Source organism: Mesorhizobium sp. M0968 (assembly GCF_040319065.1).
Taxonomy (GTDB): domain Bacteria; phylum Pseudomonadota; class Alphaproteobacteria; order Rhizobiales; family Rhizobiaceae; genus Mesorhizobium.
This window is the reverse complement of the sequence record NZ_JAMYNL010000008.1, coordinates 64,486-78,752: the sequence shown is the minus strand read 5'-3', so window position 1 is coordinate 78,752 and position 14,267 is coordinate 64,486. Positions and strand designations below refer to the sequence as shown.

15 protein-coding genes are annotated in these 14,267 nt (G+C 61.5%); 12 read left to right on the top strand and 3 right to left on the bottom strand.

The window, feature by feature from the left end; all coding sequences use genetic code 11:
- Window positions 1-36 precede the first annotated feature (36 nt).
- The 7 genes from NKH67_RS16430 (at window position 37) to NKH67_RS16400 (ending at window position 6,868) form a co-directional block, all read left to right on the top strand.
- Window positions 37-363 carry a phosphoribosyl-ATP diphosphatase gene (locus NKH67_RS16430; RefSeq protein ID WP_352451663.1) on the top strand — a complete coding sequence of 109 codons (327 nt, stop codon included), beginning with the start codon at window positions 37-39 and terminating at the stop codon, window positions 361-363.
- A gap of 18 nt (window positions 364-381) precedes the next feature.
- On the top strand, window positions 382-1,341 hold the full coding sequence (coaA, locus tag NKH67_RS16425) for a type I pantothenate kinase (protein WP_352451662.1): 960 nt from the start codon (window positions 382-384) through the stop codon (window positions 1,339-1,341).
- A gap of 77 nt (window positions 1,342-1,418) precedes the next feature.
- On the top strand, window positions 1,419-2,426 hold the full coding sequence (locus NKH67_RS16420) for a glycosyltransferase family 2 protein (RefSeq protein ID WP_352769595.1): 1,008 nt from the start codon (window positions 1,419-1,421) through the stop codon (window positions 2,424-2,426).
- Window positions 2,426-3,196, top strand: coding sequence for a class I SAM-dependent methyltransferase (locus tag NKH67_RS16415; protein WP_353031304.1), 771 nt, complete (start codon window positions 2,426-2,428; stop codon window positions 3,194-3,196). Before NKH67_RS16420 ends, NKH67_RS16415 begins: the two co-directional genes overlap by 1 nt.
- A gap of 7 nt (window positions 3,197-3,203) precedes the next feature.
- Entirely contained in the window at window positions 3,204-3,599 is a 396-nt protein-coding gene (locus tag NKH67_RS16410; RefSeq protein WP_352682232.1) for a GtrA family protein, read from the top strand.
- 73 nt (window positions 3,600-3,672) lie between these two features.
- Entirely contained in the window at window positions 3,673-5,187 is a 1,515-nt protein-coding gene (locus tag NKH67_RS16405) for a hypothetical protein (RefSeq protein ID WP_353031302.1), read from the top strand.
- A 418-nt stretch (window positions 5,188-5,605) separates the two neighbouring features.
- Window positions 5,606-6,868: a hypothetical protein gene (locus NKH67_RS16400; RefSeq protein WP_353031300.1), complete on the top strand. Its 1,263-nt coding sequence runs from the start codon at window positions 5,606-5,608 to the stop codon at window positions 6,866-6,868.
- On the opposite strand, the gene NKH67_RS16395 is transcribed toward NKH67_RS16400, so the two are convergent.
- The 3 genes from NKH67_RS16395 to NKH67_RS16385 form a co-directional block, all read right to left on the bottom strand.
- Entirely contained in the window at window positions 6,831-7,448 is a 618-nt protein-coding gene (locus NKH67_RS16395) for an alpha-ketoglutarate-dependent dioxygenase AlkB family protein (RefSeq protein ID WP_353031299.1), read from the bottom strand. The two genes, NKH67_RS16400 and NKH67_RS16395, sit on opposite strands and share 38 nt — an antisense overlap.
- 131 nt (window positions 7,449-7,579) lie before the next feature.
- Window positions 7,580-8,017, bottom strand: coding sequence for an alternative ribosome rescue aminoacyl-tRNA hydrolase ArfB (gene arfB / locus NKH67_RS16390; protein WP_023677545.1), 438 nt, complete (start codon window positions 8,015-8,017; stop codon window positions 7,580-7,582).
- Window positions 8,018-8,096: 79 nt separating this feature from the next.
- Window positions 8,097-9,707 (bottom strand): phosphoenolpyruvate carboxykinase, encoded by a 1,611-nt coding sequence (locus NKH67_RS16385; RefSeq protein WP_352451655.1) that lies wholly within the window; start codon window positions 9,705-9,707, stop codon window positions 8,097-8,099.
- A gap of 342 nt (window positions 9,708-10,049) precedes the next feature.
- On the opposite strand from NKH67_RS16385, the gene NKH67_RS16380 reads away from it, so the two are divergent.
- From NKH67_RS16380 to NKH67_RS16360, 5 genes are all read left to right on the top strand, one after another.
- The gene (locus NKH67_RS16380; RefSeq protein ID WP_023677547.1) at window positions 10,050-10,751 is read left to right on the top strand and encodes a response regulator transcription factor; all 702 of its coding nucleotides are present in this window, start codon (window positions 10,050-10,052) and stop codon (window positions 10,749-10,751) included.
- Between the two features lie 22 nt (window positions 10,752-10,773).
- The gene (locus tag NKH67_RS16375; RefSeq protein WP_023677548.1) at window positions 10,774-12,558 is read left to right on the top strand and encodes a sensor histidine kinase; all 1,785 of its coding nucleotides are present in this window, start codon (window positions 10,774-10,776) and stop codon (window positions 12,556-12,558) included.
- 31 nt (window positions 12,559-12,589) lie between these two features.
- Window positions 12,590-13,036, top strand: a complete 447-nt coding sequence (locus NKH67_RS16370) for an HPr kinase/phosphorylase (RefSeq protein WP_353031297.1) — start codon at window positions 12,590-12,592, stop codon at window positions 13,034-13,036.
- A 164-nt stretch (window positions 13,037-13,200) separates the two neighbouring features.
- A complete protein-coding gene (locus NKH67_RS16365; RefSeq protein ID WP_023677550.1) occupies window positions 13,201-13,602 on the top strand; it encodes a PTS sugar transporter subunit IIA in 402 nt (133 codons plus the stop codon).
- The gene (locus NKH67_RS16360) at window positions 13,599-13,895 is read left to right on the top strand and encodes an HPr family phosphocarrier protein (protein WP_023677551.1); all 297 of its coding nucleotides are present in this window, start codon (window positions 13,599-13,601) and stop codon (window positions 13,893-13,895) included. The genes NKH67_RS16365 and NKH67_RS16360 overlap by 4 nt, the downstream gene beginning before the upstream one ends.
- Window positions 13,896-14,267 lie beyond the last annotated feature (372 nt).

The following is a 14,267-nucleotide window of genomic DNA, read 5'->3' as shown; positions in this document are numbered from 1 at the left end:
AGCCTTTCCGGCTAAGAAGAGGCTGTAAACGCCGTCATGACCGAGTTCTCGCTCTCCGATCTGGAGAAGATTATTGGCGAACGCGCACGTTCCGGCGATCCGGATTCGTGGACGGCCAAGCTCTTTCAGCGTGGCATGAGCAAGGCAGCGCAGAAACTCGGCGAAGAGGCAGTCGAAACGGTGATCGCAGCCGTCAGCGCCGACCGGGACGCGCTTGTTTCGGAAAGCGCCGATCTCATCTATCATTGGCTTGTCGTTCTTGGCGTAGCGGGCATTCCGCTGAGCGATGTGCTCAACGAGCTTGAACGCCGCACCGGTCGTTCGGGCATCGCCGAAAAGGCGTCTCGGCTGGACCGGGGCTGATCGCTGCGGAGGAACTCGATGGACCAGCTCGCTCCTACCGAGAAGTATTCACCCTATCGTTTCTTCTCGGCCGAGCAATGGTCGCGGTTCCGCGCCGATACGCCGATGACGCTCACCGAGGACGAGGTCCGTCGTCTGCGGTCGCTGAACGATCCGGTCGATCTCCACGAGGTCGAGCGCATCTATCTTTCGATGTCGCGGCTGTTGTCGGCTCATGTCGAAGCCAGTCAACTCCTGTTCAGGCAGCGCCAGGCCTTCTTCAACGCGCTGGACGCGGCCAAGACACCGTTCATCATCGGCATTGCCGGTTCCGTCGCGGTCGGCAAATCGACCACGGCGCGCGTGCTGAAGGAGCTGCTGGCGCGCTGGCCGTCGAGTCCCAAGGTCGACCTGGTCACCACCGATGGTTTCCTGCTGCCGAACGAAGTCCTGCGCCGCAACAACCTGATGGAGCGCAAGGGCTTTCCCGACAGCTACGACGTCGGCGCCCTTCTGCGCTTCCTGTCCGGCATCAAATCGGCGCAGCGCAACGTCCGCGCGCCGGTCTATTCGCACCTGACCTATGACGTCATCCCGGGCGAGTTCCAGACCATCGACCGGCCGGACATCCTGATCTTCGAGGGCATCAACGTCCTGCAGCCGGGCAAGCTGCCGAAGGATGGCAAGATCGTGCCTTTCCTGTCGGATTTCTTCGACTTTGCCATCTACATCGATGCCGAGGAGGCGCTGATCCATCACTGGTATATCGCCCGCTTCATGCGGTTGCGCGAAACCGCCTTCCGCGACCCGGCCTCCTTCTTTCACCGCTATTCGCAACTTTCCGAAGATGCGGCCCGCGCCATCGCCGAGGGCCTGTGGACCAACATCAACCTGAAGAATCTGCGCGAGAATATATTGCCGACCCGCGCCCGAGCCGATCTCATCCTGCGCAAGGGCGCCAACCATCTGGTCGAGGAAGTGGCGCTCAGGAAACTGTGAAATCCCGGGACATTCCTTAAAGTCATCTTAACCCAGTCTTTCTATTGTCGGGCCTGATCTGCGGGCTCGGCAAACAAATGAATGCGCCATTCCTAAACATCGATCGGCCGGCATCTGACCGCATCGCACGTCCGGGCAGCGGCGGCGCAACGATTGCCTTGATCGTGCCTGTCCACAATGAGGAAGGCGCAATTGCTCCATTCCTGAAGGCGGTATGCGAAAGCACCGCGCTGCTGAAGGACAAAGGCGTTGCCCTCGAGTTCATCTTCGTCAACGACGGCAGCAGCGATACGACGCTCGAAAAGCTGATCGAAGCCCAACAAACCGATCCACGCATCCACGTAATCGACCTTTCACGCAATTTCGGCAAGGAAGCCGCGATGACCGCGGGGCTCGACAGCTGCGATGCCGATGCAGCGATCCCGATGGATGTCGATATGCAGGATCCGCCGCATGTCATTCCGCTGCTTGTGGAAAAGTGGCGCGAGGGTTTTGAGGTTGTTCTGGCCAAGCGAGCCAATCGGTCGAGCGACAGCTTTCTCAAGCAGCGCTCCGCCTCGATGTTCTACCGCGTTCACAACTGGATCGCGCAGCAGAAGATCCCGCACGATGTCGGCGACTTCCGTTTGATCGACCGCCAGGTCATCCAGGCGCTGCGGTCTTTGCCCGAACGCCGTCGTTTCATGAAGGGCCTGTTCGCCTGGGTCGGGTTCCGCACCGCAAGCGTCGAATATGTCCGCGATCAGCGCATCGCCGGCCAGTCGAAATTCTCCGGCTGGAAGCTGTGGAACTTCGCGCTCGAAGGCATCACCAGCTTCTCCACCGCTCCGCTTGAAATCTGGACCTATGTCGGCGCGACGATTTCCGCGCTGTCGTTCCTCTACGGCCTGCTGATCGTCGCCAAGACAATGATCTTTGGCGTTGATGTGCCCGGCTACGCCTCCCTGCTGGTCAGTGTTCTTTTCCTTGGCGGCATCCAGTTACTCGGCATCGGCATCATCGGACAATACCTCGGCAGGGTCTACGCCGAGATCAAGCAGCGTCCGATCTATATCGTGCGCCGCAAATATGAGGGAATGAGCTGATGGAGATCGACGCTTACCGACAGATGGCCGCCACCGAAGACGAGCATTGGTGGTTCTGCGGGCGTCGCGCCATCGCCGAGGCGGTCATTCGCAGCATCGGCCTGCCTGAAAACGCGCGCATCGTAGAGATCGGCGCCGGTACCGGCGGCAACATCCGGATGCTGGAGCAGTTCGGCGCAGTGACGGCAGTCGAGATGAGCGATCTCGCGCGCAGGATTGCCTGGGAAAAGACCGGCCGCGACTTCCTCGCCGGCCATCTGCCGGACAACATTCCTGTCGCGCCGCAAAGCTGCGACCTCGTCTGCCTGTTCGACGTGCTGGAGCATGTCGCCGAAGACGAGGCGTCGCTTGCCGCGATCCGCCAAGTGCTGAAACCGGGCGGCAGCGTCGTCCTCACTGTGCCCGCACACCAATGGCTGTGGAGCACGCATGATGTTGGGCTGCATCATATGCGGCGCTATTCACGCAATCTGCTGCGTGAACGAATCGAAAGGGCTGGTTTCGCGATCGACCGGCTGAGCTACACAAATGCCGCGCTCTTCCCGGTAGCGGTGCTGGCACGACTGGTGGACAGGTTGCGCAAGTCGGCCTTGCCAGCTGGCCATGCCACGCCGCCAAAACCACTGAATGCGGCGATGAAGGCAGTGTTTTCGGCGGAAGGCCGCATCATACCAAATGCAAGCTTGCCCTTCGGGGTTTCGCTGCTGGCGGTATTCCGCAAGGACAGCGCCGTCGAAACCGCTCGCCCCGACGAGAAATTGGCAGCTTGACCGCGTCATGGGCACTGGCTCGTATCGTCGACTATCGCGCTTTGCGCTGATTGGCATCGCGTCGACGCTGATCTACGCCGTTTGCGCTTTTCTGCTGTCGCGTGGACAGGCAACGGCGGCCCTGCCGGCGGCGCTCACATCGTTTGCGGCCTACGCCGTCGCCGCGCTGTTCTCCTACACCGGGCATAAATATTTCACGTTCACCTCGGGCGGCAGCCACGCTATGGAATTGCCCCGCTTCCTCCTGCTCACCGCTTCCGGCCTCGCCGTCGCGATCGCCCTGCCGGGGCTTTTGACCCAGATGCTCGGCATCCCTGCTGCAATCCCGATCCTGCTCACCTGCATTGCCGTGCCGGTCATCAACTATGTCGTACTTGGGCGGTGGGTGTTTCGTGGTCTCTAGCGCGCGATCCCTTAGTGAACTGCTGCCCGGCGCCAACCGCTTCTCGCCCTTCGTGGGCGTAGCGGGTGCTCCATTGCTGCTGGCCAGTCTGGTCGTCACATACGCCGTCTGGCTATCGACCGTTGCAATTCCGACCAATGTTGACGTGTCATGGCTTCTGGTCGTCTGCGACCGCCTGCTTGGCGGAGAGCGGCTCAACACCGACATCGTGGAGACCAACCCCCCTTTCTCGATCTGGCTCTACATGCCGTTCATGCTCCTGGAAAAGCTCACTGGCATGCGTGCGGAATTCTGGCTGACGCTTGGCGTCGTTTGCCTGAGCCTGGCCAGTCTTTTCGTTTCCGTCCGCATTCTCGCGCGCGATGAACCGGTCTACCGGCAGCCCCATGCGCTGTGGGCGGCAGCCGCGGCCCTGTTTTTGATCCTGTGTTTCATGCCGGATCAATTCGGCCAACGCGAGCACTTCGCATTGATTGCCATTCTGCCTTGGGTGGCGTTGCAATGCACACGTCAGCGGAACCTGGATTTCAGCGCGGGCTCGCGCCTGGAGCACATGGTCGCGGGCCTCTGCGCGGCGGTCGTGGTCATGGTCAAGCCGCCCTATTTTGTGCTGGCCTTCATGTTGCCGTCGCTCTGTCTTGCGCTTGAAAGGCGGTCGCTGAGACCGCTCTTCGTCGCAGAGAACCTGATGGGCGCTGCGATCGTGGCCGCCTATATCGCGTCCATCGCGCTCTTCGACCGCGCCTACGTCAGCGACGTCCTGCCCTTGGTCAGGGAGGTCTATCTTCCGTTGAGGGCCTCTGCCGCCGATATGCTGGCAAACTGGCCGAAAGTGGTGCTGCTTCTGGCCGCCGCCACCGTGCTTGCGGCCGGCGGCCTGAGAAACACGAACTGGGACGTCAGGATTCCGCTCCTGACCGCCCTGGGGTTCATTCCGGCCTTCATTGTCATGGGCAAGGGTTGGCCCAATCACGCGCTGCCGATGGTCGTTGTTGCGACACTTGCATTTGGCATCCAGCTTGTGCGGTTCGGCACATTCGGCAGTGCAGGCTTCGTTCGCAAGGCCGCCCTGATCTTCGGCTGCGTGCTGGTGCTGCAAATAGCGGTCAGGGCACAGTACGCGGCGCTGACGACGGATAACGGCCCGACCGCCCGGTCTGTCGCCGCGATCCGCGCAACGGTCGAAACCCCGACCATCATGTCGATTGCCGACCAGATGCAGGTTGCCCATCCCCTCGCCAGGCTGGTCGGCGGCAGGTTTATATCACGCCATCCGAGCGCCTGGGCGGTCTCCAACGCGGACACGCTCGCCCGCGTCACCGGCGATCTCGAACGGAGACCGGAACTTGAAAGCATCCGCGATCGGGTGATCGGCGAAAACGCCGCCGAGATATCAGCGAAGAAGCCCGATATCGTGCTGTCAGGCTCGCCGGCGTGGACTGCCCTGATGCTGCAGGACAAGCGGATCCAGGTCGCCTTGGCCGACTATCGTCTGCTGCACGCCGAGCCGGAAATCACTGTCTATCTGCGTTACACGGCGCCTGCGCCGCTCCAAACCGATAGAGCAGGAGCCCCCGGAAACCCATGACACGGCTGGATCCAATCGCTCCGCTGGACGACATATGGCTCGATCTCGAGAGCCTCGGTGCAACAGCATGAGCGTCTCGAACGACATTGGCGGCTTGAGCCGCTGGCGCGAACGGGATATTGCGGCGCCGCTGCTTCCTAGCCGCAATGTCCTGGCCATTGCCGCAGTCACCGTCTTCTCGATTTTCTGGCAGCGACGTTGGGGGACTGTTCCCGACACTAGCTGGCTGATCACGGTCTGCGAGCGTATGCTGTCCGGTGAGCGGCTCTACTCGCAAATCTACGAGACCAATCCCCCATTCAGCGTCTGGCTCTATCTGCCGCCAGTGGCTGCGGCCAGATGGCTGGGCACCGCGCCGGAAATCCTGGTTGAAGCCTGGACATACCTTGCCGTGCTTATCGGACTTTCGCTCTCGGGCGTGATCGTCAAGCGTGCGGGTTTCACCGAAACTGCATCATTGTTTGCACTGGGGCCAGCGTTTTGCGCAATGTTGGTGGTCTTCCCCGGAAATGCCTTCAGCGAGCGGGAGCATATCGGCATGGCACTTTTCATGCCGCTGCTTGCGCTTCATGCCTGGCGCGCGCGCAGAGATGCAGCTGCCCAACCAGACCCCGGGCTCGCCGTACTCGCCGGCCTGTCGGGCAGCATTCTGCTGCTGGTCAAGCCCTACTATGCGATCATGGTGTTGGCGCCGGCGCTGGTCGTTGCAGTGCGCCGGCGCAGTCTGAAATCGATCTTCGCCCTGGAACACTGGGTCATTGGCGGCATCTGCGTTGTCTATCTCGGCACCGTCACGCTGATCCATCCGGAATTCGTGCGCGACATCTATCCCCTCTTGGCGGACGTTTATGCAAAGATCGGCATCTTTTGGCCGATTGTGATCGGCTACGGTTTCTCGTGGTGTTTCCTTGTCTTCCTGATCTGGTGGCTGTGGCCTGCCAAGCGATTTCCAGAGCTGGCGGCGGTAGCGTTGGCGGCATCGATCGCTGGCATGTTTCCCCTGTTCTACCAGGCCAAAGGCTGGTCTTATCATGCCTATCCCGCGATCTTTTGCGCTGTGGCAGCCATTTTCTGCCTGTTGGCACTGCCCAGGATCGTGCAGCAGCCGTCGAAGCTGTTGACGTTCGTGACGGCTCCTTCGCGAGCTTGGGCATTGGCGGCGGTGGCAATCGCTTTCTTGCCGTACTGGAGCACCCAGAAACCAGGGCCGGCGCTGGTTGCCGCAATTCGCGCCGCCACCGATCGGCCGACCGTAGCGTTGGTCAGTTCGGATATTTCCTCGGGACATCCGTTGAACCGTATGATCGATGGGCAGTTCGTTTCGACCCACGTCAGCGATTGGCTTGGAGCGTTCGCACTTTCCCTGTCCCGGCAGGCATCTCTCTCGGGTGACACCGCCGAAGCCATGCGTTACCGAGCCATCATGGCGCGCTACGTCGAAAGCAAACGCGAAGAGTTCGTGCGTCTGCGCCCGGATATCGTCGTCTTCAAGAAAAACAACACGATGTGGACAAGCCAACTGATGGGGCGTTTTGGCTTTGACGCCATCCTGGCGCACTACCGCATTCTTATCGAGGACGAGACCGAGCGCATCTATCTGCGCGACGATTATGTCCGCCCGGGCCACCGGCCACCCGAACAGCCTATTTCGGCATCGTCACCCGTCGCAGCGTCAGATTGATGCGGCCGCCACTCCTGAGCAATGCCGAGGTCGACGGGTAGATACGATCGACGCCGTGAAAGCAGAGCCGCCCTTCGCCGCCAAGCACGACGACGTCGCCGCTCCTCAGCCTTAACGATTTGGTGGCGCCGTCGCGCGTCGTCTGGCCGACCCGGAACAGGCAATCGTCGCCGAGCGACACCGAGACGACAGGCGCGGAGAAATCGCTCTCGTCGCGGTCCTGGTGAAGACCCATCTTGGCATCCTGCGAATAGAAATTGACCAGGCAGGCTTCCGGCAGGTGCGCATAGGCAGATACATCCCGCCACAGTTCGAGCAGCATCTCCGGGATCGGCGGCCAAGGCCTTCCGGTCACCGGGTGGGTCGGCTGGTAGCGATAGCCGTGCTCCTTGTCGGTGACCCAGCCCAGCGGACCGCAATTGGTCATGCGCACGCTCATCTCCTTGCCGGTACGCGGCATCGCCGGCACGAACAGCGGCGCCTTCTGCACGACCTGCCTGATATCTTCCACCAGCACTTCCTGCATGGCGCGCGACAGGTAGCCGGGCATATGGCGGACGCCTTTGGGCAGTACGAGCATCGCGTCGGTTAATCCGTTGGTCTGGAGAAATCAGAATGCCACCGTCAAATGAAAACGGCGACCCGAAAGCCGCCTCCGACGGTGGCTGCGCGCTTTAACCGGCGATCTGAGATCCGAAGCCGCTTCGGCTGTCACTCATCCCCGACCCGGCCGCGCAGTTTCTTGATCGAGCCGCGCCCGGCCTTGCTCTTGAGCCGTCTTTCGACCGCGCCTTTGGACGGCCTGGTCTTCTTGCGCGGCGGTGGTGGTGGTTCGGCGGCCTTGGCGACCAGTGCCGTCAGCCGCGCCCGGGCGTCCGCCCGGTTCTGCTCCTGGGTGCGGAAGCGTCCGGCTTCAATGACGATGACGCCGTCCTTGGTGGCGCGCTGGCCGGCAAGCTTGATGGTCCGTTCGCGCACCCGCTCCGACAGGCCAGCCGCATTGGCGGCATCGAAGCGCAATTGCACTGCCGTCGCCACCTTGTTGACGTTCTGGCCGCCCGGGCCGGACGAACGGATGAAGTCCTCGTGCAGGTCGCCCGGATTAATCACCGCATCGTCGGTAATGATGATCTTGTCGTCGGCGTTCATGCCGCACTCATGGCGCGGCAGGCGAAAAAAGAAAAGGCCCGATTGAAGCCGGGCCTTGAAGCATCACCAGGGGCGACGGCTATTCAGCCGCTACCTGCATGCGTGGTGCGGCGCCGAGCACGGTGGCGTCGACATGGGCTTCGAACTTTTCGAAATTGTCGACGAACATGCCGACCAGCCTTGCCGCCTGCCGGTCGTAGGCGGGCTTGTCGATCCAGGTCGATCTAGGGTCGAGAATGGCGCGGTCGACGCCGGCAACCGTCACCGGTACGTCGAAACCGAAATTGGCGTCGGTGCGGAAGTCGGCCGCTTTCAGCGAGCCGTCGAGCGCCGCCGCAAGCAGCGCCCGCGTTGCTTTGATCGGCATTCGCTTGCCGGTGCCGTAGGCGCCGCCGGTCCAGCCGGTGTTGACCAGCCAGCAATCGACGCCGTGGCGGGCGATGAGCTCGCGCAGCAGATTGCCGTATTCCGACGGATGCCGCGGCATGAACGGTGCGCCGAAGCATGTCGAAAATGTCGCTTCGGGTTCCGTAACGCCCTTCTCGGTCCCCGCCACCTTGGCGGTATAGCCGGAGAGGAAATGGTACATGGCCTGCGCCGGGGTCAACCGCGCGATCGGCGGCATCACACCGAATGCGTCGGCGGTCAGCATGATGATGTTCTTCGGGTGGCTGGCGCGCCCCGTCTTGCTGGCATTGGGGATGAAGTGGAGCGGGTAGGCGCAGCGTGTGTTTTCGGTCAGCCCGCCATCGTCGAAATCCGGCACGCGGCCTGCGTCGAGCGCCACATTCTCCAGCACCGTGCCGAAGCGCTGGGTGGTGGCGAAGATCTCCGGCTCGGCTTCGGCCGAAAGCTTGATCGTCTTGGCATAGCAGCCGCCCTCGAAATTGAAGATGCCGTGCGGTCCCCAGCCATGCTCGTCGTCGCCGACCAGCGTGCGCGACGGGTCGGCCGACAACGTCGTCTTGCCGGTCCCGGAAAGGCCGAAGAAAACGGCCGCGTCGCCGACGGGCCCTTCATTGGCCGAGCAGTGCATCGGCATCACACCCTTTGCCGGGAGCAGATAGTTGAGCACGGTGAACACCGACTTCTTCATCTCGCCGGCATACGAGGTACCGCCGATCAACACGATCATGTGCGAAAGATCGACGGCAATCACCGTTTCGCCGCGCGTGCCGTGGCGGGCGGGATCGGCGCGGAACGACGGCAGGTCGATGATCGTCAAATCGGGCATGAAATGCTCGAGTTCGGCGGCGGCCGGTCGGATGAGCAGATTGCGGATGAACAAGGAGTGCCAGGCAAGCTCCGTGATCACCCTGGTCGGCAGCTTCAGTTCCTCGTCGGCGCCGCCGACCAGGTCCTGCACATAAAGGTCCTTTCCAGCCGCGTGGGCGCGAAAATCGGCAAGCAGCGTATCGAACTGGATCGGCGAAATCGCTTTGTTGTTGTCCCACCATATATGCGGCGCGGTGCTTTCGTCGCGCACCACGAATTTGTCCCTGGGCGAGCGGCCGGTGTGCTGCCCGGTCTCGGCGGCAAGCGCGCCATGCGCGGTGAGTCGGGCCTCGCCACGGCGGATTGCCTCCTCGTAGAGCGCGGCCGCGCCGAAATTATAGCGTACCACGCCCGTGGTTCTCAGGCCGATGCGATCGATTGCACATGCAGGATTGCGTTTGCCGGCTTCCGACATGGGTGTCCCTTCTTCGATTTACCGCGTCTTTACCGGCGAATTCCGGAACCCCCATTGCAGGAGCTAAAAACGTCAAAACCAGAAAAGGCGAATGATATCAAATCATTAATCGATTTAAATATTTTGAAAGTTGTTTAAATCGTTTATATGTGCAAAAACACTGATGGTTGCCCAAAGGATTGGCGATGTTCATTCGTCCAATCCATATCGAGGTACAATTGTGGCCGTCGACATGCCGCGCGTGACAGCGGATACAGCCTGTGCCACATTTTGTACCTAATTTGTCCTGCAAAAGCCCCTTCTCGACGAAAGAAGGGACAGCTCATGAGGGAGCCGCTTGAAATGGCAACAATCGCGCTTGTCGACGACGATCGCAACATTCTGACTTCGGTTTCGATCGCCCTCGAATCCGAGGGTTATCGGGTCGAAACCTACACGGATGGGGCATCGGCGCTGGAGGGACTGGCGGCGCGCCCGCCGAACCTCGCCATCCTCGACATCAAGATGCCGCGCATGGACGGCATGGAGTTGCTGCGCCGGATGCGTCAGAAATCCGACCTGCCAGTAATCTTCCTGACCTCCAAGGACGATGAGATCGATGAACTGTTCGGCCTCAAGATGGGCGCCGACGACTTCATCCGCAAACCCTTCTCGCAGCGTCTTCTGGTGGAGCGCGTCCGCGCCGTGCTGCGCCGCGCCAGCACCCGCGAGGCGGCGGCCAAGGCGCCCAACCAGCAGGCCCGGTCGCTTGAGCGCGGCCAGCTTGTCATGGACCAGGAGCGCCACACCTGCACCTGGAAGGGCGAGCCGGTGACGCTTACCGTCACCGAGTTCCTCATCCTGCATTCGCTGGCACAGCGTCCGGGGGTCGTAAAAAGCCGTGATGCGCTGATGGATTCGGCTTATGATGAGCAGGTCTATGTCGATGACCGCACCATCGACAGTCACATCAAGCGGCTGCGCAAAAAGTTCAAGGCCGTCGATGATGACTTCGAAATGATCGAAACCCTTTACGGAGTCGGATATCGGTTCCGCGAAGCTTGAGTCGAGCGGGAGCTGCTATTCGATGGCAGTGCAAGTAGAGCGAGTGAGACGGTCGGGCGCCGCCAGGCGCCCGCCGCGGATTCTGCCCGCCTTCGTGTCGAAAATTACGGTGCCGATGCGCCGGTTTCTCGGCCATCACATCTTTTCCAGCCTGACGCGGCGTATCCTCTTTCTCAACCTTGCCGGCCTTGCCGTCCTGGTCACCGGCATTCTCTATCTCAATACCTTTCGCGACGGGCTGATCGACGCCCGTGTCGAGAGCCTGATGACTCAAGGCGAGATCATCGCCGGCGCGATCGCCGCCTCGGCGACGGTCGAGACCGATTCGATCAGCATCGATCCGGAGAAGCTGCTCGAGTTGCAGGCCGGCGAAAGCCTCGGCCCGGGTTCCGATCAGCTCGACAATCTCGATTTCCCGATCAATCCGGAGCGCGTGGCGCCGGTGCTCAGGCGGTTGATCTCGCCGACGCGCACACGCGCCCGCATTTACGACCGCGACGCCAACCTGCTGCTCGATTCCCGCCATCTCTATTCGCGCGGCCAGATCCTTCGCTACGATTTGCCGCCGGTCGAAGAGGAACAGCCGGACCTTCTGGAGCGCATCCAGAAATTCGTCTTCGATTTCTTCCGCAACAAGCAGCTGCCTGTCTATCGCGAGCAGCCGGGTGGCAACGGCGCCGCGTTTCCCGAAGTGGTCAAGGCGCTTACCGGCAGCCCGTCGACGATCGTGCGGATCTCGGAGCAGGGCGAGCAGATCGTTTCTGTGGCGGTGCCGATCCAGCGCTTCCGTGCCGTTCTCGGCGTGCTGATGCTGTCGACCGAAGGCGGCGACATCGACAAGATCGTCGCGGCCGAGCGCAAGGCGATCCTGCGCGTGTTCGGCATTGCCGCCCTGGTTACCGCCATCCTGTCGATGCTGCTGGCCTCCACCATCGCCAACCCGCTGCGCCGGCTTTCCGCGGCGGCGGTCAGGGTTCGCCGCGGCGTCAAGAACCGCGAGGAAATCCCCGACTTCTCCGACCGCCAGGACGAGATCGGCAATCTGTCGATCGCCGTGCGCGACATGACCAACGCGCTCTACGCCCGCATCGAGGCGATCGAAAGTTTTGCCGCGGATGTCTCGCACGAGTTGAAGAACCCGCTTACCTCGCTGCGCAGCGCGGTGGAGACATTGCCGCTGGCCAGGAACGACAATTCGCGCAGCCGGCTGATGGATATCATCCAGCACGATGTGAGGCGGCTTGACCGTCTCATCACCGATATTTCCGATGCCTCCCGTCTCGATGCCGAGCTGGCGCGGGAAGATGCAGGAACCGTCGACCTCAAGAAGTTCATCACCGATCTGGTCGCCGTCTCGCGCGAGGCCACGCGCAACAAGAAGGCGGTCGAGATCGAATTCAAGGTCGCCAAACTGCCGCAGGGCGTGAAAGGCTACTTCGTCGTCGGTCATGATCTGAGGATCGGCCAGGTGATCACCAACCTGATCGAGAATGCCCGCTCGTTCGTTCCCGAGGAACGTGGCCACATCACCATATCGCTGGCGCGCGCCGGCAAGTTCAACATCGTCACCATCGACGACAATGGACCCGGTATCCGGGCCGATAACATCGACCGCATTTTCGAGCGGTTCTATACCGATCGGCCGGCCGGCGAGGCGTTCGGTCAGAACTCGGGCCTTGGCCTGTCGATATCCAGGCAGATCGTTGAAGCCCATGGCGGCACGCTGAGCGCCGAGAACATCCCGGGCACCAAGCCTGGCGAGATCAAGGGCGCGCGCTTCGTGGTGACGCTGCCGGCGGAAGGCTGACGGATGAATTCCAATCACGCCTGGTCCTATTGTGCAGCCTGAAAATATTCACGGCACCGCGATCATGATAGGTGATCGCGGCATTCTCATCACCGGACCGTCCGGCTTGGGCAAGACGACGCTGGCGCTCGCCTTGATCGATCATTGCAGCCAGCGTGGGCTGTTTTCCCGGCTGATCGGCGATGACCAGCTCTATGCTGCAGATTGCGACGGGCGGCTGGTCTGCCGCGCACCAGCCAGCATAGCCGGCCTCGTCGAGGTCCCGGGATTCGGCCCCAAACCGATACGGTTCGAGCCAAGCTGCGTGATCGACCTCATTATCCGGCTGGTGCCAGCCGGCAAAATGGCCCGCTTCCAGGAAGACTGCTGCGAACTCGTTGTCGGCGTACCAGTGCCGCGCATCGATCTTGCCGGGCGCAATGTAGCGGCGGCCTTGCCGGCAGTGATGTCGCGCCTGTCGATTGCGCCTTTCCTGTGATCCGATTTCGATTTTTTGCTGCAATGCGTCAAATTGGCTTGGGCCGGCGCAATTTTGGGCTTGTCAACGGGCCTTGCGTCGACAAGATAGCGCTCCCGCCACCTGGAACGGTCGGCGAGCATAAAATGCGCCTGTGAAGCGGCGATGACGGGAGCCACCAAAGAATGATCGGACTCGTGCTTGTAACGCACGGTCAACTGGCCGCCGAGTTCCGCAATGCCGTGGAACATGTCGTTGGGCCACAAGACAATTTCGAGACCGTGGCGATCGGTGCCGACGACGATATGGAACAGCGCCGCCGCGACATTATCGAGGCAGTCGGCCGCGTCGATACGGGATCAGGCGTCATCGTTTTGACCGACATGTTCGGCGGCACGCCCTCTAACCTCGCCATTTCCGTGATGGAATCCGGGCGTATCGAGGTCATTGCCGGCATGAACCTGCCGATGCTGATCAAGCTGTCCAGCGTTCGCAAGGGCGACAACATGACGGCCGCGCTGGATGAGGCGCAGGCTGCCGGCCGCAAATACATCAATGTCGCCAGTCAACTCCTGAGCAGCAAATGAGCGCGCTGTTGCCGGAAAAGGACAAGATCGTTCGCGACTTTCCAATCGTCAACCAGCGCGGCCTGCATGCGCGCGCCTCGGCCAAGTTCGTTCAAATCGCCAGCGGCTTCAACGCCACGGTCCAGGTCGAGAAGGACGGCGTCAAGGTCGGCGGCACCTCGATCATGGGCCTGATGATGCTGGCGGCGAGCCCCGGTTATTCGATACGCGTCACCGCCACCGGCCCGGAGGCCGAAGAGGTCATCGATGCGCTGGAGCAACTGGTTGCTTCCCGTTTCGGCGAGGAGTGCTGACGGCTTCGCCGACGGCACCTGCTACGGCATGTTCGGGCGCAACCTTGCGGCGGTGAAGGAAATCGCATTTTTGCGCGACCGTCGCGTATTTTGTTCTTGCTTTGTGCCGGCAGCTATGCTACTAATTTCGCTATGGTGCCAATTGGCCCCGAAGACCCGCCCGCCGAGGCGGGTTTTTGTTTCCGGCTTTGAAAGTGTTGCCGATTTGAGGTCTGAGGGACGGCCACCTTGGACAGCACCCCTTCTGCGCGCTCTCATGGCCGCCGCCGCTGAAGACATGCACGGATAAAGATTTCTTTATATCCCATTGTCGTCCCACTCCCGATCTGCTAGTCAGGCCGGCAACTCGCGCCCTCCGAAATGCCTTCGGGG